The 26706-nt window shown below is 70.9% G+C and carries 22 protein-coding genes and 1 tRNA gene; 12 read left to right on the top strand and 11 right to left on the bottom strand.

The window, feature by feature from the left end; genetic code table 11:
- Window positions 1–50: 50 nt before the first annotated feature.
- Genes pknB through WMR31_RS05440 form a run of 7 tightly spaced genes read right to left on the bottom strand, consistent with a single transcriptional unit; the run spans window position 51 to window position 9180 of the window.
- Window positions 51–1904 (bottom strand): Stk1 family PASTA domain-containing Ser/Thr kinase, encoded by a 1854-nt coding sequence (pknB, locus tag WMR31_RS05410; RefSeq protein WP_445321608.1) that lies wholly within the window; start codon window positions 1902–1904, stop codon window positions 51–53.
- Between the two features lie 17 nt (window positions 1905–1921).
- Window positions 1922–3484, bottom strand: coding sequence for a protein kinase domain-containing protein (locus WMR31_RS05415; RefSeq protein WP_340537759.1), 1563 nt, complete (start codon window positions 3482–3484; stop codon window positions 1922–1924).
- A gap of 10 nt (window positions 3485–3494) precedes the next feature.
- A complete protein-coding gene (locus tag WMR31_RS05420) occupies window positions 3495–4955 on the bottom strand; it encodes a peptidoglycan D,D-transpeptidase FtsI family protein (protein WP_340537760.1) in 1461 nt (486 codons plus the stop codon).
- Complete coding sequence (locus tag WMR31_RS05425) at window positions 4952–6367, bottom strand: FtsW/RodA/SpoVE family cell cycle protein (protein WP_340537761.1); 1416 nt, start codon at window positions 6365–6367, stop codon at window positions 4952–4954. The genes WMR31_RS05420 and WMR31_RS05425 overlap by 4 nt, the downstream gene beginning before the upstream one ends.
- A gap of 2 nt (window positions 6368–6369) precedes the next feature.
- A complete protein-coding gene (locus tag WMR31_RS05430; protein ID WP_340537762.1) occupies window positions 6370–7947 on the bottom strand; it encodes a PP2C family protein-serine/threonine phosphatase in 1578 nt (525 codons plus the stop codon).
- Window positions 7944–8414: an FHA domain-containing protein FhaB/FipA gene (locus WMR31_RS05435; protein ID WP_340537763.1), complete on the bottom strand. Its 471-nt coding sequence runs from the start codon at window positions 8412–8414 to the stop codon at window positions 7944–7946. Before WMR31_RS05435 ends, WMR31_RS05430 begins: the two co-directional genes overlap by 4 nt.
- Window positions 8407–9180, bottom strand: a complete 774-nt coding sequence (locus WMR31_RS05440; protein ID WP_340537764.1) for an FHA domain-containing protein — start codon at window positions 9178–9180, stop codon at window positions 8407–8409. Before WMR31_RS05440 ends, WMR31_RS05435 begins: the two co-directional genes overlap by 8 nt.
- Before the next feature lie 204 nt (window positions 9181–9384).
- Between WMR31_RS05440 and WMR31_RS05445 the strand changes: the two genes are divergently transcribed.
- Window positions 9385–9470: transfer RNA gene (locus tag WMR31_RS05445), tRNA-Leu, on the top strand.
- 213 nt (window positions 9471–9683) lie between these two features.
- Here WMR31_RS05445 and WMR31_RS05450 read toward each other — a convergent pair.
- Both WMR31_RS05450 and WMR31_RS05455 read right to left on the bottom strand, forming a co-directional pair.
- Window positions 9684–9899, bottom strand: coding sequence for a hypothetical protein (locus tag WMR31_RS05450; RefSeq protein ID WP_340537765.1), 216 nt, complete (start codon window positions 9897–9899; stop codon window positions 9684–9686).
- Between the two features lie 573 nt (window positions 9900–10472).
- Window positions 10473–11279, bottom strand: a complete 807-nt coding sequence (locus WMR31_RS05455; RefSeq protein WP_340537766.1) for a helix-turn-helix domain-containing protein — start codon at window positions 11277–11279, stop codon at window positions 10473–10475.
- 115 nt (window positions 11280–11394) lie between these two features.
- On the opposite strand from WMR31_RS05455, the gene WMR31_RS05460 reads away from it, so the two are divergent.
- Complete coding sequence (locus WMR31_RS05460) at window positions 11395–11748, top strand: nuclear transport factor 2 family protein (protein ID WP_340537767.1); 354 nt, start codon at window positions 11395–11397, stop codon at window positions 11746–11748.
- 41 nt (window positions 11749–11789) lie between these two features.
- Here WMR31_RS05460 and WMR31_RS05465 read toward each other — a convergent pair whose 3' ends face one another.
- Complete coding sequence (locus WMR31_RS05465; RefSeq protein WP_340537991.1) at window positions 11790–13727, bottom strand: OPT family oligopeptide transporter; 1938 nt, start codon at window positions 13725–13727, stop codon at window positions 11790–11792.
- Window positions 13728–13976: 249 nt separating this feature from the next.
- On the opposite strand from WMR31_RS05465, the gene WMR31_RS05470 reads away from it, so the two are divergent.
- From WMR31_RS05470 to WMR31_RS05480, 3 genes are read left to right on the top strand one after another with little or no spacing between them, the layout of a single operon-like run.
- Window positions 13977–15581: a GMC family oxidoreductase gene (locus WMR31_RS05470; RefSeq protein WP_340537768.1), complete on the top strand. Its 1605-nt coding sequence runs from the start codon at window positions 13977–13979 to the stop codon at window positions 15579–15581.
- Window positions 15578–16042, top strand: coding sequence for a hypothetical protein (locus WMR31_RS05475; RefSeq protein WP_340537769.1), 465 nt, complete (start codon window positions 15578–15580; stop codon window positions 16040–16042). The genes WMR31_RS05470 and WMR31_RS05475 overlap by 4 nt, the downstream gene beginning before the upstream one ends.
- Before the next feature lie 19 nt (window positions 16043–16061).
- Window positions 16062–17447 (top strand): NAD-dependent succinate-semialdehyde dehydrogenase, encoded by a 1386-nt coding sequence (locus WMR31_RS05480; protein ID WP_340537770.1) that lies wholly within the window; start codon window positions 16062–16064, stop codon window positions 17445–17447.
- A 21-nt stretch (window positions 17448–17468) separates the two neighbouring features.
- Here the strand turns inward: WMR31_RS05480 and WMR31_RS05485 are convergent, their stop codons facing one another.
- The gene (locus WMR31_RS05485; protein ID WP_340537771.1) at window positions 17469–18491 is read right to left on the bottom strand and encodes a LacI family DNA-binding transcriptional regulator; all 1023 of its coding nucleotides are present in this window, start codon (window positions 18489–18491) and stop codon (window positions 17469–17471) included.
- Window positions 18492–18639: 148 nt separating this feature from the next.
- Between WMR31_RS05485 and WMR31_RS05490 the strand changes: the two genes are divergently transcribed.
- The 7 genes from WMR31_RS05490 (at window position 18640) to WMR31_RS05520 (ending at window position 26667) form a co-directional block, all read left to right on the top strand.
- On the top strand, window positions 18640–19797 hold the full coding sequence (locus WMR31_RS05490) for a Gfo/Idh/MocA family protein (RefSeq protein WP_340537772.1): 1158 nt from the start codon (window positions 18640–18642) through the stop codon (window positions 19795–19797).
- Window positions 19794–20969 carry a dihydrodipicolinate synthase family protein gene (locus WMR31_RS05495; protein WP_340537773.1) on the top strand — a complete coding sequence of 392 codons (1176 nt, stop codon included), beginning with the start codon at window positions 19794–19796 and terminating at the stop codon, window positions 20967–20969. Before WMR31_RS05490 ends, WMR31_RS05495 begins: the two co-directional genes overlap by 4 nt.
- A complete protein-coding gene (locus WMR31_RS05500) occupies window positions 20966–21838 on the top strand; it encodes a sugar phosphate isomerase/epimerase family protein (protein ID WP_340537774.1) in 873 nt (290 codons plus the stop codon). The genes WMR31_RS05495 and WMR31_RS05500 overlap by 4 nt, the downstream gene beginning before the upstream one ends.
- Entirely contained in the window at window positions 21835–22917 is a 1083-nt protein-coding gene (locus WMR31_RS05505; protein ID WP_340537775.1) for a glycerate kinase family protein, read from the top strand. The genes WMR31_RS05500 and WMR31_RS05505 overlap by 4 nt, the downstream gene beginning before the upstream one ends.
- Before the next feature lie 77 nt (window positions 22918–22994).
- Entirely contained in the window at window positions 22995–24491 is a 1497-nt protein-coding gene (locus WMR31_RS05510) for a sugar ABC transporter ATP-binding protein (RefSeq protein ID WP_340537776.1), read from the top strand.
- A complete protein-coding gene (locus WMR31_RS05515; RefSeq protein ID WP_340537777.1) occupies window positions 24488–25567 on the top strand; it encodes an ABC transporter permease in 1080 nt (359 codons plus the stop codon). Before WMR31_RS05510 ends, WMR31_RS05515 begins: the two co-directional genes overlap by 4 nt.
- On the top strand, window positions 25564–26667 hold the full coding sequence (locus WMR31_RS05520) for an ABC transporter permease (RefSeq protein WP_340537778.1): 1104 nt from the start codon (window positions 25564–25566) through the stop codon (window positions 26665–26667). Before WMR31_RS05515 ends, WMR31_RS05520 begins: the two co-directional genes overlap by 4 nt.
- The last annotated feature ends 39 nt before the right edge of the window (window positions 26668–26706 follow it).

The following is a 26706-nucleotide window of genomic DNA, read 5'->3' on the forward strand; positions in this document are numbered from 1 at the left end:
ACACCGCCCGAGTCGTCATCGACTCGGGCGGTGTCTTGTCCCGCGGGTGGCTACCGGCCGCCCCGGCCGCCTGGGCCGCCTCGGCCCTCCCGGCCGGGCGGCTGGCCGGTCGTGGGTGGCCCGGTGGTGGTGGGCAGGTCGGTCGGCGGCGGGCTGGTCGTCGTCGGCTCGGTGCTCGGTGGGGGGCTGGTGGTGGTCGGCTCGACGTAGACCGACACGAAGATCACCACCACGCTGTCCTTCGGCAGGGTGGTGCCGGCGAGGGGCACCTGGTCGACGATGGTGCCCTTCTTCTCCTTGGACGTGGGATCCTCGCGGACGTCGGCCCGGAAGCCCGCCTGCTCGATCAGGTCGATGGCCTCCTTCTGCTTCTTGCCGACGACCATGGGCACTTCCTTGGGGCCCTGGGAGTACTGGATCGAGATCGTGATGCCCTTCTCGACCGTGGAGCCGGCCGGCGGGTTCTGGGAGAGCACCTCCCCGGCGGGTCGGTCGTTCTCCACCGACTCCTTGCGCACCTTGAACCCGTCGTTGCGCAGGGTCGAGACGGCGTCCTTGAGCGTCAAGGTGACGACGTTGGGCACCGTCACCTCCTCCTTGCCGGTGGAGACGGTGAGCGTGATCGCGTCGCCCGGGTCGACGTAGTCGTCGGCCGAGGGCCGCTGGTCGATGACCTCCTCGGCCGGGACGGTGTCGCTGCTCTCGTAGATCACCTGCGGGTTGACCGTCAGTCCGGCGTTGCCGATCTCGGCGCGAGCCTGGTCCTCGGTCATCCCGATCACCGCCGGCACCTTGGTGCGCTCGGGCGTCGGGGGGAACAGCGAGTCCTTCACCAGGAACCACCCGGCCACCAGCAAGGCGATCACGAGGAGGCCGAGGAGCACCCAGAGCCCGGTGCGGGGGGCCGGTTCGTTGGCCACCGGCAGCGGCGTGGGCTCCGGACGCCGCGGCGCGGTGCCCACCGGGTGGGTGCCGGTCGGCGGCGTGGGAGGCGGTGCGGCCGCCGCCACCGGGGCCGCGGGCGGCTCGGGGTCCTGGGGCGGAGGTACCGCGATCGCGGCCTCGACCGGTCGCCCCGCCAGGTAGCGCTCGATGTCGTTGCGCATCGCGCCGGCCGACTGGTAGCGGTCCTCGAGCCGCTTGGTCAGCGCCTTGAGGACGATCGCGTCCACGGCCGGGGGGAGCTCGGTGTCGTGGTCCGACGGCGGCGCCGGGTGCTCGCGCACGTGCTGGTAGGCCACCGCCACCGGGCTGTCGCCGACGAACGGCGGGCGGCCGGTGAGCAGCTCGTAGAGCAGGCAGCCGGCGGAGTAGACGTCGGAGCGTGAGTCGACCTGCTCGCCGCGCGCCTGCTCGGGGGAGAGGTACTGGGCGGTGCCCACGACCGCGGCGGTCTGGGTCATCGAGTTGGCGGCGTCGCTCATCGCGCGGGCGATGCCGAAGTCCATCACCTTCACCTCGCCCGAGGGGGTGAGCATCACGTTGCCGGGCTTGATGTCGCGGTGGATGATGCCCGCGCGGTGGCTGTAGTCGAGCGCGGACAGGACGCCGCTGGTGATCTCCAGGGCTCGTTCGGGCAGGATCTTGCGACCCTCGCGCAGGATGTCGCGCAGGGTCCGGCCGGCGACGTACTCCATCACGATGTAGGGCTGGGAGACCCCGGAGTCGTCGGCGGCGGGCTCCTCACCGGTGTCGTAGACCGCGACGATGGAGGGGTGGTTGAGCGAGGCCGAGGACTGCGCCTCGCGGCGGAACCGGGCCTGGAAGGTGGCGTCGCTGGCGAGGTCGGTGCGCAGGCGCTTGACCGCGACGATCCGGCCGAGCCGGGTGTCGGTGCCCTTGCGCACCTCGGCCATGCCGCCGCGGCCGAGCAGCTCGCCCAGCTCGTAGCGGCCACCGACCATGGGTGGGCCTGCGTCGTTCACGGTGCGCTCTCCTCAGTGGGGCTGGTGGGGGGCTCGGTGGTCGTCGGCTCCGAGGACGTCGGCTCGGTGGTGGGGGGCTCGGTCGTCGTGGGCTCCGTGGTGGGCGGCTCGGTCGTGGTCGGCTCCGAGCTCGGCGGCTCCGAGGTCTCCTCCGGCGCGTCGGCCCAGTAGGTGACGGTAATGGTTTCCCCCACCTCCACGTCGCCGTTCGGGTTGACTGCCGTCACTTCTCCGTCGCGGGAGGCGTCGGAGTTCTCACGAGACTCGCGGCGCACGTCGAATCCGAGCCCGCGTAGCGCGGACTCGACCTCGTCGACCTGCTTGCCGACGTAGGCGCTCTCGTTGACGCGCTTGGTCTGTGGGCCGTCGTCGGTGGAGGTCTCCGACTTCGACGGCGTCCGGGTGCGGGACTGGGAGGTGGTGGTGTCGCCGGCGGAGGGGTCTTCGTCGTCGTCGCCTCCGGTGAGGAGCATGGTGAGCACCACGGCCAGGGCCACCACGAGCACCACCGCGGCGATGATCGGCCAGGGGTTGCGGCGCTTGTCGGTCTCGTCCGGCCCGACCGGCCCGGCGGGGACCGCGGGCCCCGAGGTGCCGCCGAGCTGGGCGGTGGCCGGGGTGGGAGTGGGGTCGTAGGGAGTCGCCCCCAGCACCTGGGTGGCGGCCGTGTCGGCCACCGGGGGGACGACCGGTCCCCCGAGCGGCGGTGTGCTGGCGGCCGCGGCCGAGGGGTTGCGCAGGGCGGCCGCGAAGGCCGCGCCGTCGGCGTAGCGCTCGGCGGGATCCTTCGACAGCGCCCGCCGGACGACGACGGCCAGGTCGTCGGGCACGCTCGCGGGCAGCTCGGGGATCGGCTCGCGCAGGTGGGCCAGGGCCGTCGCCACGGGTGAGTCGGCCTCGAACGGACGCCGTCCGGCGAGGCACTCGAACGCGACGACCCCGAGCGAGTACACGTCGGAGGCCGAGGTGGCCTGCTTGCCCTCCGCCTGCTCGGGCGAGAGGTACTGCGGGGTGCCCATCACCGCGCCGGTGCGGGTGATCCCGACGCCGTCGGCGGCGCGGGCGATGCCGAAGTCGGTGACCTTGATCTTGCCGTCGGGGGTGACCAGCAGGTTCGCGGGCTTCACGTCGCGGTGCACGATGCCCGCGCGGTGGGCCGCGCCGAGCGCGTCGCCGACCTGGGCGAGCAGGTCGCGCACGGCGTCGGGGTCGAGTTCGCGACCTCCGGCGTGGGCGCCGATCAGGTTCGACAGCGGCTGGCCCTCGACCAGCTCCATCACCAGGTAGGGCCGCGGGTGCCCCGACCCGTCGGTGGGTGCCGACTCGCCGACGTCGTAGACCGCGGCGATGCCGGGGTGCTGGAGGGCGGCGGCGTGCTGGGCCTCGGTCTCGAACCGGGAGCGGAAGGTGGCGTCGTCGGCGTACTCGGTCTTGAGGAGCTTGATCGCGACCTGGCGCCCCAGCATCGTGTCGGTGGCGCGCCACACCTCGCCCATCCCGCCGGTGGCGATGCGGGACTCCAGCCGGTAGCGCCCGGCGCCGTCGGCGAACTCGCTCATCGGTTGCACCTCACTTCAAGATCGCCTCCATCACGGCCTTGGCGATGGGACCGCCGAGGGCGCCGCCGGCGATCTCGTGGCCGGGCGCCTCCTGGATCATCACGGCCACCGCGACCTTGGCGTCGTCCTGCGGCGCGAAGGACACGAACCAGCCGTAGGGCGGCTTGTTGGCAACGCCGCGCTGCGCGGTGCCGGTCTTGCCGCCCACCGAGACGTTCGGGATCGCCGCCGCGGACGCCGTGCCGTCGTCGACGGTGGACACCATCACCTCGCGCAGCGTGCGCGCGGTCTCCGAGCTGATCGCCCGGGAGAGCTCCTCGGGGTCGGTGGTCTGCGCGTCGTAGTCGGCCGACTGCACCTCGTCGACCAGGTAGGGCCGCATCACGACGCCGTCGTTGGCGATCGCGGCGGCGACCATCGCCATCTGCAGCGGGGTGGCCTGGACGTCGAACTGGCCGAAGCCGGTCTGCCCGACCTGCGGCGGGTTCAGCTCCTCGGGGAAGACCGAGCGGACCTGGCCGTTGAGGTCCTCGAGGTAGTCGCTGTTGAAGCCGAACTTCTCGGCCTGGCTGAGCATGCCCTCGGCGCCCACCTCGATCGCCAGCTGCGCGAACGTGGTGTTGCAGGACTGCTCCATCGCCATGCGCAGCGTGATCTCGCTGGTGCCGCAGGGGCGTCCCTCGTTGGTGACCAGGCCGCTCTCCCCGGAGGTCTGCGGGAGCTGGAAGCTCGATCCGCCCGGCACCCGCGCGTCGGCGCCCTGGTACTTACCCGACTCCAGCGCCGCAGCGGCGGTGACGAGCTTGAACGTCGACCCGGGGAAGAGCCGGGTCTGGATGGCCCGGTTGAGCAGCGGCTGGCTGGGGTCGTCGTTGAGCCGGGCGTAGGTGGCGTCGCGGGCGGCGAAGTCGTGGGTGGCCAGCTTGTTGGGGTCGAAGGTCGGCAGCGAGACCATCGCGAGGATCTTGCCGGTGTTGGGCTCGAGTGCCACCACCGAGCCTTGGACGCCGTCGCCGAGCGCGGAGAGACCGTCGAAGGCCGCCTTCTGCGCGGCGGGGTCGAGGGTCAGCTGGACGTTGCCGCCCTTGGGCGGCTTGTTGCTGAGCAGGTCGATGAGGCTGCCGATGAACAGTCGCGGGTCGTCGCCGGACAGCACCTGGTTCTGGGCGGCCTCGATGCCGGTGGCCGAGCCGTTGGTGAAGTAGCCGGTGACCGGCGCGTAGAGGAACGGCGAGGGGTAGGTGCGCAGGTAGTTGTACTTGTCGTCGACCGGCTCGCTCTCGGCGATCGGGGTGCGACCGACGAGGATCGCGCCCCGCTCGCTGGAGTAGGCGGCGTTGAGGACTCGCGCGTTCTCGGGACGCTCGTTGAGGTCGTTGGCCGCGAAGACCTGCAGGTAGGTGGCGTTGAGCATGAGCGCCAGGAACAGCAGCAGGCAGAAGATCGAGACGTTGCGGATCGGCTTGTTCATCCGCGACCTCCGGAGACCTTGATGACCTGGGTCGACTCCTCGTCGGGGGAGGACTCCTCCTGCGAGGCCAGGTCGGGGATCGGACGCCGCGCCTGGTCGGAGATCCGCAGCAGCAGGGCGATGATCACCCAGCTGGCCACCAGGGAGGAGCCTCCGTAGGAGAGGAAGGAGGTGGTGAGCCCGGTGAGCGGGATCAGCCGGGTGACGCCGCCGACGACGACGAAGAGCTGGAGGGCGAAGACGCCGGCCAGGCCGGTGGCCATCAGCTTGCCGAAGCTGTCGCGGGAGATCAGGGCGATGCGCAGGCCGCGCTCGACGATGACGCCGTAGAGCAGCAGCACCGCCAGGACGCCGGTGAGGCCGAGCTCCTCGCCGATGGCGGCCATGATGAAGTCGGACTCGGCGAACGGGATGCGGGTGGGATCGCCTTCGCCGAAGCCGCGCCCGATCAGCCCGCCCCAGCTGAAGCCGAACATCGACTCCACGAGCTGGTCGCTGTTCTGCCCGGCCGGGCCCCGGTAGTACTCGAAGGGGTGCAGCCAGGTGTCCACGCGCACCCGCACGTGGCCGAAGAGCCGGTAGGCGACCAACGCGCCGCCGGCGAACAGCAGGCCTCCGACGATCACCCAGCCGGGACGCTCGGTGGCGACGTAGAGCATGATCAGGAACAGCCCGAAGAACAGCAGGCTGGAGCCGAGGTCGCGCTGGAAGACCAGGATGCCGAGGCTGACCAGCCACATCGCCAGGATCGGGCCGAGGTCGCGGCCGCGCGGCAGGTCGATGAACAGCACCCGGCGTCCGGCCAGGGCCAGCGCGTCGCGGTGGAGCACGAGGTAGCCGGCGAAGGCGATGACCAGCAGCACCTTGGCGATCTCGCCGGGCTGGAAGGTGAAGGGCCCGACGTTGATCCAGATGCGCGCGCCGTAGACCTGGTGCCCGATGACCGGAGCCATCGGCAGGATCAGCAGCACGATGGCCAGCAGGCCGAAGGTGTAGGTGAACCGCGCCAGGATCCGATGGTCGCGCAGCAGCACGAGGGTTCCGATGAACAGCACCACGCCGACCGTCATCCAGGTCAGCTGCTTGGGCGCGAAGCTGTGGTCGGTGGCCAGGTCGAGGCGGTGGATGATGGCCAGGCCGAGGCCGTTGAGGGCGGCGACGACGGGGAGCAGCACCGGGTCGGCGTACGGCGCGACGAACCGCACCGCGATGTGGGCGGCCACCATGAGCGCGGCGAGCCAGCCGCCGTAGCCGACGATGTCGGCAGGCACCTTGCCCTCGACGCCGAGACCGACGGCGGCATAGCCGCCGACGCCGACCGCGAGGGCGAGCACGAGCAGGAAGAGCTCTGCCCCCCGCCGGCGGCGGTGGACGAACTCCATCAGAGCCCCGGTGCCCGGAGTGACGGCCATGCTCAGTTTCCGCTCCCGGACACGGCGACCCGTTTGCCGGCCAGCTCCTCGACGCGGTCGCGTGCCTCGGTGAGGTTGTCGACCGGGATGCCGTCGCGCACCGACTGGCGGTCGAACTCCTCGAGGTCGTCGACGTTGAGGGTGGTCACGACCACGACGTCGGAGAGGTCGATCCCGGGGAGCGAGGAGTTGACGCCGTGGTGGATCACCACGACGCCGTCCTCCTCGCCGATGTAGTACTGGTTCTGGACGTAGGACCACGCGGCCGCGGCGCCGATCCACAGCAGGCCGACGACGATGACCAGGCCCAGCACGCGGCGCAGCCAGGAGAACCGCGGCGGCGGCATCGGCGCGTAGCGCGCGGCCTCCGGGTCCGGCGGCAGGATCGGGTCGGACGGGATCGCGAACGGGACCTCGTCGGGGATCTCCGCCTCGATCGGCTCCAGCTCGCCGGTGTCGCCCGAGCGGTGGCCGCGGAACAGGCCGCGGGGGAGCTTGCGCTTGAGCTCGGACGCGGCGCCGACCAGCAGCGGCTCGAGGTCGGCGTACTCGGGGATCTCGGCGGCCTGCTCGGCGGTCAGGACGTCGGCGACGATGCAGGTGACGTTGTCGGAGCTGCCCGCCTCGAGGCTGGCGCGGACGAGCTCGACGGCGGCGAAGTCGGGCGTGCCCATGGAGAGGATGTCGGCGAGACGACCGTCGTCGAGGACGCCGCTCGCGCCGTCGCTGCACAGCAGGATGCGGTCGCCGGGGACGACCTCGAGCACGAACAGGTCGGGCTCGGCCTCGTGGATGCCGTCGAGCGCCTTGAGGATGAGGTTGCGGTGCGGGTGGACCCGCGCCTCCTCCTCGGTGATGCGGCCCTCGTCGATGAGGCTCTGCACGAAGGTGTGGTCGGTGGTGAGCTGGGAGAGCTCGTTGTCGCGGAACAGATAGGCGCGGCTGTCGCCGATGTGGCCGATGCCGAGCCGGCGCCCGTCGAAGAGGGCGACCGTCGCGGTGGTGCTGGTGCCGTTGATCGCCGGGTCGGCGTCGACGAGGCGGCCGATCTGGGTGTGGGCGGCGTGCATGGCGTCGGTGACGCGGTCGAGGACGTCGGGATCGCCCGGGTGGCCGTCTCCGGGCGGTACCGGGGCGGCGTCGAGGTTGCGCAGCTCGGAGATCGCCGTGCTGGAGGCGATGTCGCCCCGGGCGGCGCCGCCAACGCCGTCGCAGACGCTGAGCACCCACGGGCCGGCGTAGCCGGAGTCCTGGTTGTCCTTGCGGATGCGACCGACGTCGGAGATCGCGGAGTAGTTGAGCACCAGGGCGGGGCCGTCGTCGTGCGCGTTGGGCGGCGGCGTCGGGACGGTGTCGGGGCGGTCGCCCGGGCCGCTGGGGACGGTGCTCTGGAGCCCGGCGGTGTCCCGCTCGCCGCCCTTGACCGGACGGTCGGGGCCGGCGTCCCCGCTGGGTTCGTCGGCCGGCTCCTCGGACAGGTCGAGAGCCTCGGTGTCGGCGTCCGGCTCGGGAGCCGGAGCCCAGGCGGCGTCGGCGTCGTGGTGCGCGTCGTCGCGACGGCCGTTGGATGCGTCGGTCACTTCTTCAGCTCCAGGATGGTCTTGCCGATCCGCACCTGGGTGCCGAGCGTGATCGTGGTGGGCTGGGTGATCCGGACGTTGCCGATGTAGGTGCCATTGGTGGACCCGAGATCCTCGACGAACCACTGGTCGCCGCTGGCGGCGATCCGGGCATGCCGGGTGGACACGTAGTCGTCGTCGAGCCGGATGGCGGCGTCGCTGCCGCGGCCGATGAGGATCGGCGCGCGATCCAGCGGTGCGGTAGCGCCGGTGTTGCCGCCCTGGGTGACCGCGACGTGGGTGGGCGAGCCGCGGCGGCGCGGCGGCTTCTTCTGCTTCGGCGGCTGGTGGCCGGCGTTGCTGCGCACCACCTCGGGCACCCGGGCCCCGAACATGTCGGAGCGGATGACCGAGATCGCGGCGAGCACGAAGATCCACAGGATCGCCAGGTAGGCGATCCGGATCAGGAAGAACGTCAGCTCAGACACCGGCCGCTCCCGGATCGACGACGTCGTGGACGATGCGCACGGTCATCGTGGTGGTGCCGACCTTGACGTGCGAGCCCTCGTGCAGGGCCGCGCGCGGCACCTTGTGGCCGTCGACGGTGATGCCATTGGTGGAGCCGAGGTCGTGCACCTCGATCGTGGGCGGCTCCTGGCCGCGGCCCGCGGTGACCAGGAACTCCACGTGCCGCCGGCTGATGCCGGGGTCGTTGATCCGCAGGTCGGCGTCGGTGCCGCGTCCGACGACGAGGCCGGGCGGGTTGAGCGGGTGCCGGGTGCCGTTGACCTCGAGCATCGCGATCGCGCGGCGGACCTGGGTCTGGCTGGCGGTGCCGACCACCTTGGCCTGCGCCTCGCTGCGGATCCGGAAGCGCCCGGTGGTGAGGTCGTCCGACGGCTCGAACGCGATCCGGATCGGGCCCGGGAACACATAGCCCTGCTGCTCGGCGTGGGTCTGGAGCTGGTCGGACAGCTCGCGCGCCAGCGTGGAGTCGTAGGGCGCCAGCCGCGACAGGTCGGTGTCGGACAGCTCCACGTGGAAGTCGTTGGGCACCAGCCGCCGGTCGCGGGAGAGGATCTGGGTGTTCTGGTCGAGCTCGCGCTCCAGCGCGGCGGCGATCTCGACCGGCTGGACGGCGCTGCGGAAGGTGCGCGCGAAGGCGCCGGAGATCATCGACTCGAGGCGTCGCTCGAATCGCTGCAGGCCACCCATCCGCACCTCCTCCTGCTGCTCGGACCCTGCTCGTCTCATCCGCCTGCCCTTTGAAGGCATGCCGACCGCCGGTCGGTGGACCGGAGGCTCGGTCGATCGTAGCGAGCCGATGCCCGCGAACCACGCACCCCACACCTCCTCCAGCGCCCGCGCCGCGACCTGCCGCGCGATCGCCCCCACCCGACCGGCGCATGGCCGGTTTGGGCGGCGCCGAGCAGGTGGGCTAACCTTGCCCGGCTACTTGCGCGAGTGGCGGAACGGCAGACGCGCTGGCTTCAGGTGCCAGTGTCCGAAAGGGCGTGGGGGTTCAAATCCCCCCTCGCGCACCAAGGGTGGTTCACGAAACCATCCAACGTGAGTTCACGAAACCCCCGGCAGGCCTCGCCTGGCCGGGAGTTTCGCTGTTGTGAGGCGCCTTTGGGGACCGGAGGCTGGCGCGGCGGCTGCACTGGAAGTGGCTTCATGCTTAGTCTGTGGCCACTTGAGCGCGAGTCGGGGTTGGGTGGCAGCCGGAACCGAAGCTGGTCGGGATGAGCCGGTACTCAGTAGAGCGGGAGCCAGGTGATGGGCCGCCGGTCTGGTGGATCTCCGGTGGCGGAAACCCGGGTTCGCCGCTTGAACATGCGGGGGTGGAGCAGGATCTTCGTTCCCAGTGCGGTGAAGTAGCCGCGATCGGCTCGCCACTGCCCGGCTATCGCGTTGTCGACCGGGACCTCGGCGGTGACGTTCTCGACCGCAGCGTTGTTCGCTGAAGCCATCACCATCTCGAATCCGGTCAGCTCCGGTCGGAGCTGGGGAACCGTGCGTTTGTGACCTCCCTCCGCGTTCCACGTGTGCTTACCGACGAACGCGTCCCTCGGGCTGTCGAGCCTCGCGAGGCGCTCGGCGCGTTCGACAACGTTGCGGCGAGGATGTCGCGCAACGTCGTGGTCCTTCCCGTCCCTGGGAGCCGATTGACGCCCATGAGCCCGGCGCGGGATGTGGCTACCTCGTTGAGTGCCTGGTTGACGGCGAACTGCTGACTCGAGGCGAGTCCGTGGGCGGGGTTACTCGTCCACCGCCCCCAGGGAGCCGGGTGACCGACACCCGACGGCCCAAGGCGGACGAGAGCATCGACGCTTCCACAACGACGCGGCCATGGTGATCAATGACAAGCCCCGCGCAGGCGCTCAGACCGCCCGGACGCTCGTCATATGCGTCCTTGTCATCCGCGAAGGCACGGTGGAGAGTCTCGTAGACGCCCTCAAGCTCGTAGACACCGAGATACACGGTGTGTCGCCAGGCGATCTCGAACATCCCGAGGTGGGATCCGAACTCGCGGAACATGCGGGTCAGCCCCGCGAGGACGCACCGCGCGGAGCGGGCCCGAACGCCTCACGGGTCGCGTCATCGGCAGGAACGAAGGTCTCCAGGTGCAGCCCGCTCAGCGTGACGTCGTGGGGGGACTCGATCTGGCTGGCGATGCTGAACATGGAGAGGACGCCGGCGTCGGTCTCAAGCTCCAGCCTGACCACGGGGTCACGGGGCGGCGCGGACGGCGGTGGGCCGCCGAAGGGGTACTCCTCGACCTCCGCGCGCAGGCTCACCAGGGCGCTTCGGCGTCCGGTGCGCTCGACGCGCTGGTCGAGCTGGTGCAGCAGGTGGGATCGCCACGTCGGCAGGTTCCGGATCCGTGGGGCGAGTCCCTCGGGGTGCAGGCACAGGCGGATCACGTTGAGCGGCGGCTCGAGCAGGTGCGCGGCGACGCCGTCGAGCATCGCGTCGACCGCCCGGTTGGAGTCGACGACGTCCCACTCGTCGTCCAGGAGCAGGGCCGGGTACGGATCGTGGGCGTCGAGGAGGTTGCGCAGGCCGTCCATGATCGGCACCAGCTCGGCGTCGGTGGTGGACCGCTCGGGATACCTAGGCGCGTAACCACCGGCGAGCAGCAGCTCATTGCGCTCGGCCAACGGCACGTCGAGGGCGTCGGAGAACCGCAGGATCATCTCCGGCGTGGGTCGGGAGCGGCCGGTCTCGACGAAGCTGATGTGGCGGGAGCTGACGTCGGCGCGCGTGGCCAGCGCGAGCTGGCTCAACGAGCGCGTCTCGCGCCACCGTCGCAGCTCGGACCCGATGGCGGAGGGGCTGGTGGTCGGCACGCCGTCAACCTAATCGGCGCGATGTCGCGCGCTCGATGACCTCAGAGGTAATCGCGCCGGTCGGGAGAGGCGATCCATGGTGGTGCCTCGCCCACCACGAAAGGGAAAGACAACCATGAACGCAATCGCCGAGAACTACATCGCCACCTGGAACGAGCGTGACCCCCAGCGTCGTGCCGACCTGCTGTCGAAGCACTGGGCGCCGGACTGCCTCTACGTCGACCCACTCGCGGTCGGTGAGGGACGCGAGGGCATGTCGGGCACGATCGAGGCCGTGCACGGCCAGTTCCCGGACTTCGCTTTCACGCTTCTCGGGGACGCCGACGCCCACCACCGGCAGCTCCGCTTCCAGTGGGGTCTCGGCCCGGTCGGGGCGGAGCCGGTCGTGGTCGGGTTCGACGTCGTCGTGGTCGACGACGACGACCGCATCGCCGATGTGCGCGGCTTCCTCGACAAGGTGCCCGCCTGAGGGACCCCGGAGCGCGACGACGGCCTTGGGGGGCTCGACGCTCAGCGCCGAGCCTCCACGGAGGTCGCCGTGCGCTGGGTGAACCGGTAGAGCCAGGCGATGAGCAGCACGAACACGACCACGCCGAGTGCCTCGGCCCAGTGCACGAAGCCGTCTCCGACGATGCCGAGCGGCGACTCCTTGCCGGTGGCCGCGACGATGCCAGCGAAGGCCACGCCGAACAGGCTCTCGCCGACGATCAGCCCGGTCGCGAGCAGGATGCCCATTCGCTTGCGGCGTTCGGCATCGCCGCTGCGCTCGGCCCAGCGGTCGTAGGCGAGGCCGAGGAACGCGCCGATCGGGATCACCAGGGTGAGCGAGATCGGCAGGTACATGCCCATCCCCACCGCGAGCGGCGGCAGCCGGAACCGCTTGGTCGTCTTGCCGAGCACCTCGTCGATGATCACCACGACGACGCCGATGAGTGCCCCAAGGCCGATCAGCTTCCAGTTCAGGTCGCCGCCGAACACGCCCTTGGCGAGGGAGGAGATCAGTGCGGCCTGGGGCGCCGCCAGCGCGTCGCTCTTGGCGCCGGGCTCCCCCTGGAACCCGAACGCCGACCGGAGCAGCTCGAGGATCGGCGCGATGATCACCGACCCGAAGATGACGCCGATGATCAGCGCCACCTGCTGCTTCCATGGGGTCGAGCCGACCAGCTGACCGGTCTTGAGGTCCTGCAGGTTGTCGTTGGAGATCGTGGCGATCCCGAACACGACGGCGGTGGTGAACAGCGTGTACGCGATCAGCGCCGTGGTCTGGTCGCCGTTGTCGCCGGTCCCGTGGATCGCCTTGATCAGCAACGCGGCCGCCAGCACGACGAGGATGCCCACGCCGGAGATCGGGCTGTTGGAGGACCCGATCAGGCCGGCCATGTATCCGCACACCGCGGCCACGACGAGTCCGATCAGCAGCACGAACACGACGCTGATGAGCACCAGCGTCCCGAGGCTGCCACTGATCGCGGTGCCGTCGATGAAGCCCCACAGCAGGAGGGCGACCGGCACCATCGAGATCACCACGATGAGCCCGACCAGGTTGATCGGGATGTCCTGCTCGGTGAGGTCGACCCGGTCGCCCTCGCGACGCTGGCGAGCCGAGAGGGCGGCGGCGCGGATGCCGGAGATGATCGGCCCGAGGATCTTCAGCAGCGTCCAGACCGCCGCGACGGCGATGGCACCGGCACCGACGAACCGCACCTCGCTGCTGAACACGGCACCCACGACGTCGGCCACGGCAGCACCGCCACCGAAGTCGCCGGAGCTGCGCACGGGCAGCAGGACCCCGTAGGAGATCAGCAGCCCGACGAGCATCGCGATGCCGACGGTGACGCCGACCAGGTGACCGACGCCGATCAGGGCCAGCGAGAGACTGGCGCCGACCATCGACCCGCCCGAGCCGACCCGGAACGCCGCCGACAGGGAGTTGCTGATCACCTTCAGCGCCGCGACCAGGCTGAATCCCGCGGCGGCCAGCGCGCCGGCCAGGATCACCCGGAGCCCGGCGCGGTTGTCGTCGGCGGCCTCGTGCGAGTCGCCGACCTTGAGCACCTCGGCGCCGGCGACGCCCTCGGGGTAGGGAAGATCCGATCCGGTCACCAGCGCGCGGCGCAGCGGGATCGAGTACATGACGCCGAGGATCCCGCCGACCGCGCACACCGCGACCGTCGTCCAGTACGGGAAGCCCGACCACCAGCCGATCATGATCAGGCCGGGCAGCACGAAGATGATCGCCGACAGCGTGCCGGCCGCCGAGGCGATCGTCTGCACGATGTTGTTCTCGACGATCGAGTGGTCGGCGAAGCGCCGCAGGACGGTCATCGAGATGACGGCCGCCGGGATGGAGGTCGCGAACGTCAGCCCCACCTTGAGGCCCAGGTACACGTTGGCCGCGGTGAACACCAGCGTGATGAGGCCACCGAGGACCACCGCGCGGACGGTCAGCTCACGCACCGGCGATCGGGTGCTGGTCGAGGCCGAGGTTGCCATGAGCCCTCCCGTAAGACACGCGGACAGCAGGGATCTGTCCGGCCCACCACGCTAAGCCGTGCGCTCCCCTCCGCGAAAGTCCTCAGGGTCCGCGACCGTGGACCGTGCCGTCACGCCCCGTCGCACCATCCTCCGAACATATGGTTGTGAGCTCGGGCGCCCCTCACCTACACTCGGGAAATCGTATTCCCAGAGAGGCGGGGCATGCTCGAAACAGATGTTCTGATCATCGGTGCCGGGGCAGCCGGCGGGGTCGCGGCCGATGCACTGTCGAAGGCGGGCGTCGACGTCGTCTGCCTCGAGCAGGGTGAGTGGCAGGCGCCCGCGGACTATCCGGCACAGCGGTCGACCTACGAGCTGGAGGCTCGCAAGCAGTGGTCGGCGAGTCCCAACATCCGCGGCGGTCAGCGGGACTACCCGATCGACGAGTCCGACTCCGACATCGCGCCCCTCATGTTCGCCGGAGTGGGCGGCAGCACCATCATGTACGCCGCCGACTGGCCGCGGCTGCTGCCGTCGGACTTCCGCGTGAGGAGCCTCGACGGGTGCGCCGACGACTGGCCGATCCGCTACCAGGACCTGCAGCCGTTCTACGAGCGCACCGACCGGGACTTCGGCGTCTCCGGCGTCGCCGGCGACCCCGCCTACCCGGACGGGGAGGACCCGCCGCTCCCGCCGCTGCCGATCGGCCAGATCGGCATGAAGATGGCCCGCGCGCACGACAAGCTGGGCTGGCACTGGTGGCCGGCCGCGCAGTCGGTCTCCTCGGTGGCTCACAACGGGCGCCGGGCCTGTGTGCAGTGGGGCACCTGCATGCAGGGCTGCCCCGAGGGCGCCAAGGCCTCCACCGACGTGACGCACTGGCCCGCAGCGATCGCCCGCGGCGCGAAGCTGATCACCGGGGCACGCGTCTCCCGCATCCTGATGTCGCCGGCCGGCTTGGCCACCGGGGCCGAGTTCGTCTCCAGCGACGGCACGTGGGACGAGATCCGGGCCAACATCGTGATCCTGGCGGCGAACGCCGTCGGCACCCCGCGGATCCTGCTGAACTCCGCCACCTCGGGGCACGAGGCGGGACTGGCCAACTCCAGCGGACTGGTGGGCCGGCGCCTGATGGTGCACCCCTTCGCCAACGTGCTGGGCTACTTCGACGAGGACCTCGAGAGCTGGAACGGCCACGTCGGCGCGAAGATCGCGTGCTTCGAGTTCTACGAGACCGATCCGAGTCGCGGCTTCGTGCGCGGGGCCAAGTGGAGCCTGGCGCCCACCGGCGGACCGCTCGCCGCCGCGCTCCCACCGCGCGCCGGCAACGACGTCTGGGGCCCCGAGCACCACGCGCAGGTGCGCAAGCACCTGGGACGCACGATCAGCTGGGGCATCTTCGGAGAGGACCTTCCCGACCTCGACAACCGCGTCGAGATCGACGAGAGCCTCACCGACTCCGACGGCATCCCGGCGCCGAAGCTGACCTATCGGATGAGCGAGAACTCCCGCAAGCTGCTCGACTTCAACATCGACAAGGCGGTGGAGTCGCTGCGCGCGGCCGGTGCCTACGACATCGCGACCGAGTCGCTGATGCGCTACTCCGGCTGGCACCTGCTCGGCACCGCCCGCATGGGGGACGACCCCGCCGACTCGGTGGTCGACCAGTACGGTCGCGCCCACGACGTCCCCAACCTGTTCATCATCGACGGCAGCGTCTTCGTCACCAGCGGAGCCGTGAACCCGACGAGCACGATCGCCGCTCTGGCCCTGCGCTCGGTCGAGCATCTGATCGCCCACCGACGAGACCAGGCGGTGCCCGCATGAGCGACCCGACCACCGCACAGCCGATCGAGCTCACCACGTCGCCCGCACCGCAGGTCCGCACCTGGCTGGCCGCCGTCGCCGACGTGCTGATCCCGGCCTCCGACGACATGCCCAGCGCCAGCGAGGTCGACGTGCAGGGCCGCCAGCTCGACATCGTGCTCGGCGCCCGACCCGACCTGACCGCAGCGGTCGTGCGGGCCCACGAGCTCGCCGGCGACAGTACCCCCGAGGCGGTCCTGGACCTGCTGGCCGGATCCGACCCGGAGGCGCTCGACGCCGTCCGGATGGTCGTGGCCGGCGGCTACTACATCCACCCCGACGTGCGGTCGCGGCTCGGCTACACCGGCCAGGAGCCGCGCCAGGTGCGCGTCGACGTCGTCCCCGACTACATCGAGGACGGTCTGCTCGAGCGGGTCATGGAGCGTGGCCCGATCTTCCGCAACGACGAACCCACGAGCTGAGCCAGGTGAGGACCCCGCGATGACCGAAACGATCGAGACGACCAACCCGGCGACCGGGAAGGTGCTCGCCGAGTACCCCATCCAGTCGCTCAGCGACATCGACCGGGAGATCGAGCGGACCGGCGCCGCCCAGCGGACGTGGGCCGCCCTGCCCGTCGAGAGGCGCGCCGAGCTGATCGGCGCCCTGGGAGGCGTGCTCCGTGAACGCGCCGACGACCTCGCCGCGCTGGTCACCGCCGAGATGGGCAAGCCGCTGGGCGAGGCCCGCGCCGAGGTCGAGAAGTGTGCCTGGAACTGCGACTTCTACGCCGCCGAGGGCGCTGCCTTCCTCGAGCCCGAGGAGATCGCCACGGCCGCGGCGTCGAGCTATGTGACCTACGAGCCGCTCGGCGTGATCTTCGCGGTGATGCCGTGGAACTTCCCGCTGTGGCAGCTCTTCCGCTTCGCCGTGCCGGCGATGCTGGCCGGGAACGGCGTGCTGCTCAAGCACTCCCCGAACGTCACCGGAAGCGCGAAGGCAGCCGAGCAGGCGTGCGTGGACGCCGGGCTGCCGGCCGGGCTGCTCAACGTCGTCGTGGTCGACGAGTCGCGGATCGCCGAGGTCGCCGACCACATCATCGAGAACCCGGGCATCGCCGGCGTCACCCTCACCGGCAGCACGCGCGCCGGCGGGCACGTCGCCGCCACGGCGGGCCGGGCGCTGAAGAAGTCGGTGCTCGAGCTCGGCGGCTCGGACCCCTTCATCGTCCTCTCCGACGCCGACGTGGCGACCGCCGCCGTCCATGCGGCGAAGTCGCGCCTGATGTGCACCGGCCAGACCTGCATCGCCGCGAAGCGGATCATCGTCGAGGAGTCGGTGGCCGACGCCTTCCAGAAGGCCTTCCTCGAGACCATCGCCTCGATGCCGGTGGGCGATCCCACCGACCCGCAGACGCAGGTCGGGCCATTGGCGCGACCGGACCTGCTCGAGACGCTCGAGCGTCAGGTGGAGGAGTCGGTCGAGGGCGGCGCGACCCTGCTGTGCGGCGGCGGCCGGATCGACGGCGAGGGCAACTTCTTCGCGCCGACGGTCCTCACCGACGTCACCGACGACATGCCGGTCCTGCGCGAGGAGACCTTCGGCCCGGTGGCCGCGCTGGTCCGCGTGGTCGACGAGGACGAGGCGATCAAGGTCGCCAACGCGACCGAGTACGGGCTCGCCGCCAGCGTGTGGAGCCAGGATCCGGATCGCGCCCTGCGGGTCGGGCGGCAGGTGGAGAGCGGCGCTCTCTTCATCAACTCGTTCGTGTCGTCCGACCCCCGGTTGCCCTTCGGCGGCATCAAGCGCAGCGGCTTCGGCCGGGAGCTCGGCGCTGCCGGGCTGCGCGAGTTCACCAACCTGCGGACGGTGTTCGTCGCGAAGTAACGAACTCGCTGGACCCGGGGATCACGACCCCGGGTTCAGCGTGCTCTCCCGGAGCACCACGGTTGCGGGGGCTCGCTCGGACCGGGCCCCCGCACCCTCGGTCGCGAGCATCGCCGCGCGGTAGCCCATCTCCTCGAGCGGAAGGTGCACGGTGGTGAGACCCGGGGTGAAGTCGCGCAGGGTGACGATGTCGTCGAAGCCCGCGATCTGGACGTCCTCGGGGATGCGCAGGCCGGCGAGCCGGGCGGCCGCGGCCGCGCCGATGGCCATCACGTCGGTGACCGCGAACAGGCAGGGCGCGACGTCTCCGGAGGGCAGCTCGGCGAAGACCTGCTGAGCCGCCTCGAAACCGCCGTCCCGGGAGAGGTCGCCGGGTACTCGCCGGGCCGTGACTCCCCGCCTCTTCAGGGCGGCGGTGAAGCCCGCCGTGCGCTCGGCACCGGTCACCAGGCCGGGCGGACCGCTGAGCACGATGAAGTCGCGGGTGCCGGCGTCGAGGAGCGCGTTGGCCAGTGCGCCGGCGCCGCGCCGGTTCTCAGGCGTCACCGCGCTCAGCCCCTCCACTCGCGGACCGATCACGGCGGCCCCGTGCTTGTCGTCGACGAACCGCTCCAGGTTGTCGAGCAGGCGCCCGCGCACGTCGGTGGCCGCCTTGCCCGACCACTGCGACCCGGCCATGACGACGGCGTCGGCCCGGTGCGAGATGAAGGTCTGCACGGCGGCCAGCTCGCGCAGGGGGTCGCGGCCGGTGACGGCCAGCATCACCTGGAGCTGCCGCTCCTCGGCGGCGCGTTCGACTCCCGCTGCGATGGTGGAGAAGTAGGAGTCGGCGATGTCGTGCACGACCAGCCCGAGCAGTCGTGACGAGGAGCGGACCAGGGCCTGGGCCTGGGCGTTGGCGATGTAGCCGAGCTGGTCGGCAGCCTTGCGGACCGCCTCGACCACGTGGGGCGCCGGGGTGCGCGCCGAGCCGTTGAGCACGCGGGACGCCGTCGGCTGGGAGACGCCGGCCAACGAGGCCACCTGCGCCAGAGTCACTGCCACGAGACCACCACCAGTCCTTCAGGTCGAGCACACCGTACCGCCTCGGGTTTGCGCATTCCCATATCTGTTTCCACTCCGTGGGCATTGCTGCTTGACGTGAGCACTGCTCGGTGGGCAGCATACGGAATACGCATTCCGAGGAGGAACAGTGTCTTACGAAACCCGCGTGCTTCGCATCGCGATGAACGGCGTCACAGGCCGCATGGGCTACCGCCAGCACCTCGTCCGCTCGATCCTGGCGATCCGCGACCAAGGGGGGGTGACCCTGGAGGACGGCTCGACGGTCCAGGTGGAGCCGATCCTGGTCGGCCGCAACGAGGCGCGCCTTGAGGCGATGGCCGCCCGGCACGGCGTCGCGGAGTGGACCACCGAGGTGGAGAAGACACTCGAGGACGACTCGGTCGACATCTACTTCGACGCCCAGGTCACCTCGCGCCGGGTCGCGGCCATCCAGGCCGCCCTGGACGCCGGGAAGGCCGTCTACACCGAGAAGCCCACGGCCGAGACGCTGGAGGAGGCGGTCGCGCTCGCGGCACTCGCCGACCGCCTGGGCGCCACCGTCGGCGTCGTCCACGACAAGCTCTTCCTCCCCGGCCTGGTCAAGCTGCGCCGACTCGTCGACGAGGGCTTCTTCGGCCGGATCCTCTCCCTGCGCGGCGAGTTCGGGTACTGGGTCTTCGAGGGCGATCACCAGCCGGCGCAGCGGCCATCGTGGAACTACCGCGCCGAGGACGGCGGCGGCATGACCGTCGACATGTTCTGCCACTGGAACTACGTGCTCGAGGGGATCCTCGGCAAGGTCAACTCGGTCTACGCCCGCGCCGTCACCCACATCCCGCAGCGCTGGGACGAGCAGGGTCAGGAGTACAAGGCCACCGCCGACGACGCGGCCTACGCCATCTTCGAGCTCGAGGACGACGTCATCGCCCAGATCAACTCCTCGTGGGCCACCCGGGTCCACCGCAACGAGCTGGTCGAGTTCCAGGTCGACGGCACCGACGGCTCGGCGGTGGCCGGCCTGCACCGGTGTGTGGCCCAGCAGAAGGTGCACACTCCCAAGCCGGTGTGGAATCCCGACGTCGAGGAGCCGCAGAGCTTCCGCGACCAGTGGAGCGAGGTGCCCGCGAACGACGAGATCGACAACGGCTTCAAGGCTCAGTGGGAGCTGTTCATCGCCGACCTGTGCGCCGGCCGCCCCCACAAGTTCGACCTCCTGTCGGCGGCGCGGGGGGTCCAGTTGGCCGAGCTCGGCCTGAGGTCGTCGGAAGAAGGCCGCCGGATCGACATCCCGGAGATCCGGCTGTGAGCCACCTCGGGATCCGGCTTCCGGGGGAGCCGGGGCAGTTCACCCTGAGCGACCCGACCACGTGGTCGCGTCCGGAGCGTCCACTCACCTCCCGGACGGCCTTCGCCGCGGCCCACGTCGTCCCGGAGGTCCTCAGCGACACCGCACCGGGCGCCCCGGCCAGCCTCGACTGGGACGCCACGCTCGCCTACCGCCACGACATCTGGTCCTACGGCCTCGGCGTCGCGGACGCGATGGACACCGCGCAGCGCGGGATGGGCCTGGACTGGCCGGCGACCAGGGAGCTCGTCCAGCGCTCGGCCAAGGAGGCGGCCGGCGTCGGCGGCCTGATCGCCTGCGGCGCCGGCACCGACCAGCTGAGCGCCGCCGAGGTCGGATCGGGCCGCGCCGCGCTGGCGCGCATCGTCGATGCCTACAAGGAGCAGATCGACACCGTGGCCGGCGCCGGCGCGCAGGTCATCGTGATGGCCTCGCGCGACCTGTGCCGAGTCGCGGAGTCGGCCGCCGACTACGACGCGGTCTACGACGAGATCATCGGGTACGCACCCGACGGCGTGATCCTGCACTGGCTGGGAGACATGTTCGACCCGGCGCTCTCCGGGTACTGGGGCTCGACCGACGTCGGCGAGGCGACCCGGCGCTTCGAGGACCTCGTCGGACGCCATGCCGCGAAGGTCGACGGCGTCAAGATCTCCCTGCTGGACGCCGACCACGAGAAGGCCGTGCGCGCCGGCCTCCCGGAGTCGGTGCGTCTCTACACCGGCGACGACTACAACTACCCCGAGCTGATCCTCGGCGACGACGAGCATCACTCCGACGCGCTCCTGGGGATCTTCGCCGCGATCTATCCGGCCGCTTCCCAGGCCTTCCAGGCCCTCGACCGAGGCGACGCCGAGACCGCCCGGGCCATCCTCGACTCCACGGTGCCGCTGGCCAAGCACATCTTCGCCGCGCCCACCCGCTTCTACAAGACCGGCATCGCGTTCTTGTCCTACCTCAACGGCAAGCAGCCCGGGTTCGTCATGGTCGGAGGCCTCCAGAGCGGCCGGTCCCTGACGCACCTCGTCGAGACGTTCACCCTGGCCGACCGCGCCGGGCTGCTGGCGGATCCGGAGCTGGCGCGGGACCGGATGGAGCAGGTGCTCCAGACCAGCGGCTGGACGGCGTCGTGACCGGGTCCGAGGAGGCGGCGCTCCGGCGGCTGTCACTCAACACCGCCACGGTGAAGAACGCCGACCTGCCCACCGCGCTGCGGGTCGCCGCCCGGGCCGGCTTCGGCGCGGTCGGGCTGTGGCGTGACCGGGTCGCCGAGGTGGGTCTCCCGGCCGCCGTCGAGCTCGTGGGCGAGACCGGGCTGCCGGTCTCGAGCCTGTGCCGCGGTGGCTTCCTCACCGGCGCCGACGCCGAGGACGAGGCATTGCGTGACAACACCGCGGCGATCGCGGAGGCCCAGGCGCTGGGGACCCGCGAGCTGGTCATGGTCGTGGGCGGTCTCACGCTCCCGGATCGCGACCTCGTCGCTGCGCGTCGCCGGGTGGCGGAGCGCCTGGCCTCGCTCGTGCCCATCGCGCGCGAGCACGGCGTCCGGCTCGTCCTGGAGGCCCTGCATCCCATGTACTGCGCTGATCGCGCGGTGATCTCGACGCTCGAGCAGGCGCTGGACCTGGCCGCACCCTATGAGCCGGAGACGGTCGGGGTCGTCGTCGACACCTTCCACCAGTGGTGGGACCCGGACCTCGAGAGGCAGATCGAACGAGCGGGCAGCGAGCATCGCCTGGCCGGCTACCAGATCTGCGACTGGAACCTGCCCATCGCCCAGGACGCCCTGCTGTCACGCGGCCTGATGGGAGACGGCTACATCGACTTCGCCACGATCACGACCTGGATGGAGCGAGCCGGGTACGACGGGCCGATCGAGGTCGAGATCTTCAACGCCGACATCTGGGCCGCCGACCCGCAGTCGGTCGCCGAGGCGGTGCGCGATCGCTACCTCGAGCTGGTCGCCCCGTACCTGGGCCGGCCATCGACGTCGCAGCCGTGACCGGCCGCCGACTGCGGGTGCTCGCGGCACCGGACAAGTTCCGCGGCACGGCCGATGCGCACGAGATCGCGGTAGCTGTGCGGGACGCGGTCGAGGCGCTCGGCGGCAGCTGTCGGGTGCTGCCGCTGGCCGACGGCGGCGAGGGCACCCTCGAGGCGCTGGGTGGCGCCAATCGGGTCACGCGGGTGACCGGGCCGCTGGGCACGCCGGTGGACGCGCCGTGGCGCCTGGACCAGGACTCCGGCGTCGCGGTGGTCGAGATGGCGCGGGCCTCGGGGCTGCTGCTGGCCGGAGGTGCCGCCGGCAACGATCCGCTGCGCGCCACGACCTGGGGGACCGGCGAGCTCGTCGTGGCCGCCACCAGCCAGGGAGCGCGGGAGATCGTGATCTGCCTCGGTGGCTCGGCGACGACCGACGGTGGCTACGGCGCCCTCGAGGTGATCCTGAGCAGTCGCGAGTGGCAGGACCGCGCCGAGCGGGGGACCCCCCCGCGACTGACGGCCTGCTGCGACGTCGCGACGACCTTCGTGGACGCCGCCGCGGTGTTCGCCCCGCAGAAGGGGGCCTCTCCCGCTCAGGTGGCCCAGCTGACCGACCGACTCCGCGACCTCGCGGCCAGGTACTCGCGAGAGTTCGGCGTAGACGTGACGCAGGTCGCCGGCACCGGGGCGGCCGGTGGCCTGGCCGGAGCCCTGCTGGCACTCGGCGCGCGGCTGCGCCCGGGCTTCGACACCGTGGCGCGCCAGGTGGGCCTGCGCGAGGCGCTGGCGTGGTGCGACCTCGTGATCACCGGTGAGGGCCGGCTCGACTCCGAGTCGCTCAACGGCAAGGTCGTGGGCGGCGTCGTGGAGGAGGCCCGCGGCGCCGGGAAGCAGGTCGTGGCGATCGTGGGCGATCGGGCCGCCGACGTCGTCGTGCCGGACGACGTCACGGTCGTGAGTCTCAGCGAGCGATACGGGCGCACGCGCGCCCTGGCGGATCCCGCCGCCTTGACCTCGCAGGTGGTGACCGAGCACCTCACGGCTGGATCGGCGGGCGCGACGGAATGCGTTGTCCCCCCGCACCACAACGAGATCTGAAGGAAGTCGGCAGTGACGGTTGACACAGGTAGGAACCGCTCCTATCTTTTGGGAAAGCGTATTCCCTGGGAGGGTCGATGACGCTTCTGCAAGTCCAGGGACTGGAGAAGAGCTTCTTCGGTCAGCCCGTGCTCCGCGGGATCGACCTCGACCTGGAGGCCGGTGAGGTGCACGGTCTGGTCGGCGAGAACGGGGCCGGCAAGTCCACGGTCATGAAGATCCTGGCCGGGGTTCACCGAGCCGACGGCGGATCGGTCCGCATCGACGGCGAGCCGGTCGACTTCACCCATCCCTCGCAGGCCTACGCCGCCGGCATCTCGACGGTGTTCCAGGAGTTCACCTTGATCCCGCACCGCACGGTCGCGGAGAACATCTACCTGGGACGCGAGCCCCGACGCCTCGGCATCGTCTCCACCAAGAAGATGAACGCCGACGCGGCGGCTCTGCTCGGGTCGATCGGAGTCACGTCCATCTCGCCGCGGACCCGGGTGCGCAACCTCTCGGTCGCCGAGCAGCAGATCGTCGAGATCGCCAAGGCGCTGAGCTACGACGCGCGCGTGCTCTCGATGGACGAGCCCACGGCGGCACTCGCCGACCACGAGGTGGAGCTGCTCTACGGCATCATCGGCCGGCTGACCGAGCGCGGCGTCGCCATCCTCTACGTCTCCCACCGGTTGAAGGAGATCTTCGACCTGTGCACCACCGTGACGGTCCTCAAGGACGGCGCGCAGGTGGTCACCGCGAAGACCGCCGAGCTCGACGAGTCGTCGCTGGTCCGGCACATGGTCGGCCGCGAGATCGAGAGCTTCTTCCCACCCGCGGTCGAAGGCACCACCCCCGGCGAGGCGATGCTCGAGCTCGACGCCGCCGGCAACCGGGACGTCGACGACATCACCCTCGAGGTCAGGGCGGGCGAGATCGTCGCGGTGGCAGGGCTCCAGGGCTCCGGGCGCACCGAGCTCCTCGAGGCCATCGCGGGAGTGCGCCCGTTCACCCGCGGCGCGATGACCGCCAACGGCGTCGGCGCCGCCCCGACCCGTCCCCGCCGGGCGATCCGCAACGGCACTGCGTTCCTAACCGAGGACCGCAAGGCCTCCGGGCTGCTGCTCAACCAGTCGGTGAAGGACAACGCGGCCCTGGTCGCCCGAGCGGTCGCACCGCGTTCGTCCCACAGCCAGGCCAAGCGGACCGACCAGGTCCTCAAGGACCTGAACCTGAAGTCCCAGGGGACCTCCCAGGAGATCCGCTACCTGTCCGGCGGCAACCAGCAGAAGGTGCTCCTGGCCAAGTGGCTGGTGCTCGAACCCGCCGTGATCCTGCTCGACGAGCCGACCCGCGGCATCGACGTCGGCGCCAAGCGCTCGGTGTACGAGCTGATGCGGAAGCTGGCCCACTCCGGCGCGGCGATCCTGATGGTCTCCAGCGACCTGCCCGAGGTGGTCGGCATCGCCGACCGGATCCTCGTCATGCACGACGGCCGGCTCGTCGGCGAGCTCGCCGGCGGCTCGAGTGAGGAAGACATCATGCGCACGGCCACCCTGGTCGACCGGCTCGAGGGAGTCGGTGCTCCATGAGGCTCAAGTCGATCCCCGACACCGCGTCGGTGTACCTGATCCTGCTCGCCGTGGTCGCGGTCTGCGCGGGCCTGACGATGAGTCGCGGGCACAACCTGTTCTCGTCGGGCAACATCGACGTGATCCTGACCAGCATCACCGTGCTCGGCCTGGTGTGCATCGGCCAGACCCACGTGATCCTCATCGGCAGCCTCGACCTGTCGGTCGGCTACGTCATGAGCCTGGCGAGCGTCCTCGCGGCCGGGCTGATGGCCGGCAACAACAGCGCGGTCCCCTCGGCGCTGGCCATCTCGATCGGCGTCTGCGCCCTCGTCGGCCTGGCCAACGGACTACTGGTCGGGGTGCTCGGCCTCAACGGCTTCATCACGACGCTGAGCACCGGCCTGATCATCTCCGGCTACCTGACCACCAACTATCCCGGCAACGTCGGCGGCGTCCCGTCGGTCATGAAGGACCTCGGCTCCGCCTCGGTCGGCCCGATCCCGGTGACCACCCTCTTCATGCTGGCCGCGCTGGTCGCGGCGTCGCTGTGGTTGAGCCGCACCCGGCTGGGGTTCCACGTCTACGCGGTCGGCGGGAACGCCGAGGTCGCGAAGATGTCCGGGATCAAGAACGTCGTGCCGATCGTGTTCGCCCACGTGATCTCGTCGGTCTTCGCCGCCCTGGCGGGGCTGGTCGTGGTCGCCCGGCTCGGGGTCGGCAGCCCGGTCGTGGGCACCCAGGGCGCCTACGACCTGCTCTCCATCGCCGCGGTGGTGCTCGGCGGCTGCGCGCTGGCCGGTGGACGTGGCTCCCTGTGGGGGACCCTCGGCGGGATCCTCATCTTCGCGGTCCTCGACTCGACGCTGAGCATCCTCCAGGTCAACCCGTTCCTCAAGGACGTCGTGCGCGGCGCGGTGCTCGTGGCCGCGGTCGCCGTCTTCTCCCTGCGCGGGGACGGCTCCAAGTTCCGGCGCTTCACCGCGGCCGGCGACCCGGTGGCGCCGCCGTCGAGTCCGGCACCCGACCGGCCCGACCAGCCCGACCAGCCCGACCAGCCCGACCAGCCCGACCAGATCGTGAGGGCGGCCCAGTGAAGACCTCGACCACCTCTACCGGCTCCACCGGCCCGACCGACTCGGCCGCGAGCGCAGCCGAAGGACCCACGAAGACCTCGGCGACGCCATCCGCGGCGCCCCGCAAGAGCGTCCTCTCGCGACTCCTGAACACGTTCTTGGACCCGAGCACGGCGGTGTACCCGATCATGGTGGCGCTGTTCGTCGTCCTGATCCTGCTCAACCCCACCCTCGGCGAGCCCGACCAGTTCACCCGCCTGATCGGGCGGATGGCCCCGATCGTGATCGTCACCCTGGGCCAGTACTTCGTGCTGGTCTCCGGGGAGTTCGACCTCTCGCAGGGGGCGGTCATCGGGGTCCAGGTGGTGGTGGCCGGCAGCTTCATCGGCGACGACAACTCCCGCATCGTGCCCGGGCTCCTGCTGATGCTCGCGATCGGCGTCGGCGTCGGCGCCTTCAACGGCCTGGCGACCGCCTACCTCAAGATCCCCGGGTTCATGACGACGCTCGGCACGATGTTCATGCTCGGCGGCATGACGCGGTACCTCACCGGCGGCGCCGCCAGCGGCAACCCGTCCGAGCAGTTCCGCGAGGTCGGCCGAGGCGGGATCGACGTCCCGCTCCTGGGCTACCTGCCCTGGTCGGTGCTCGTGCTCGCCGGTTGCCTCGTGGTGGCGGCGGTGCTGGCGCGCCGTCCGGTCGGGCGACTCCTCGTCGCGCGGGGCGACAACCCCACCGCGGTCTCGCTCGCGGGCGCCAATCGGGGCTGGCTGATGGCTCGCGGCTTCATCGCCTCCTCCCTGTTCGCCACCGTCGCCGCGATCGTGCTGGTCGGCTTCGCCGGCACCCACCCCACCGTCGGACAGGGCTACCAGTACACGGCGATCGCGGCTGCGGTCGTGGGCGGCGTCGTCCTCGGCGGTGGGCGCGGGCTCGTGCTCTCGGCGGCCGCGGGGGCGTTCGTCCTCGAGACGCTGGTCGCGGTGCTCAACGCCTCGGGGATCGACACCAGTTGGCGGGCCACCGTCCAGGGCCTGCTGATCATCCTCGCCCTCACCCTCACCGCCGCGCGGACCAAGCTCGGCCCGCTCCTCACACTGCGACGTCGTTCGACGTCCTGAGCTCGGACCCACTCCCGTGGTCAACCTGAAGGGAAATGT

Origin of the sequence: Nocardioides epinepheli (assembly GCF_037936805.1) — a bacterium.
Taxonomy (GTDB): domain Bacteria; phylum Actinomycetota; class Actinomycetes; order Propionibacteriales; family Nocardioidaceae; genus Nocardioides.

What these genes read in the sequence shown, in the direction of transcription:
- WMR31_RS05515 (WP_340537777.1), top strand. Translation starts at nt 24,488, where the DNA reads ATGAGGCTCAAGTCGATCCCCGACACCGCGTCGGTGTACCTGATCCTG.
- WMR31_RS05470 (WP_340537768.1), top strand. Translation starts at nt 13,977, where the DNA reads ATGCTCGAAACAGATGTTCTGATCATCGGTGCCGGGGCAGCCGGCGGG.
- pknB (WP_445321608.1), bottom strand. Translation starts at nt 1,904, where the DNA reads ATGGTCGGTGGCCGCTACGAGCTGGGCGAGCTGCTCGGCCGCGGCGGC.
- WMR31_RS05480 (WP_340537770.1), top strand. Translation starts at nt 16,062, where the DNA reads ATGACCGAAACGATCGAGACGACCAACCCGGCGACCGGGAAGGTGCTC.
- WMR31_RS05460 (WP_340537767.1), top strand. Translation starts at nt 11,395, where the DNA reads ATGAACGCAATCGCCGAGAACTACATCGCCACCTGGAACGAGCGTGAC.
- WMR31_RS05420 (WP_340537760.1), bottom strand. Translation starts at nt 4,955, where the DNA reads ATGAACAAGCCGATCCGCAACGTCTCGATCTTCTGCCTGCTGCTGTTC.
- WMR31_RS05425 (WP_340537761.1), bottom strand. Translation starts at nt 6,367, where the DNA reads ATGGCCGTCACTCCGGGCACCGGGGCTCTGATGGAGTTCGTCCACCGC.
- WMR31_RS05510 (WP_340537776.1), top strand. Translation starts at nt 22,995, where the DNA reads ATGACGCTTCTGCAAGTCCAGGGACTGGAGAAGAGCTTCTTCGGTCAG.
- WMR31_RS05415 (WP_340537759.1), bottom strand. Translation starts at nt 3,484, where the DNA reads ATGAGCGAGTTCGCCGACGGCGCCGGGCGCTACCGGCTGGAGTCCCGC.
- WMR31_RS05475 (WP_340537769.1), top strand. Translation starts at nt 15,578, where the DNA reads ATGAGCGACCCGACCACCGCACAGCCGATCGAGCTCACCACGTCGCCC.
- WMR31_RS05450 (WP_340537765.1), bottom strand. Translation starts at nt 9,899, where the DNA reads ATGGCTTCAGCGAACAACGCTGCGGTCGAGAACGTCACCGCCGAGGTC.
- WMR31_RS05440 (WP_340537764.1), bottom strand. Translation starts at nt 9,180, where the DNA reads ATGAGACGAGCAGGGTCCGAGCAGCAGGAGGAGGTGCGGATGGGTGGC.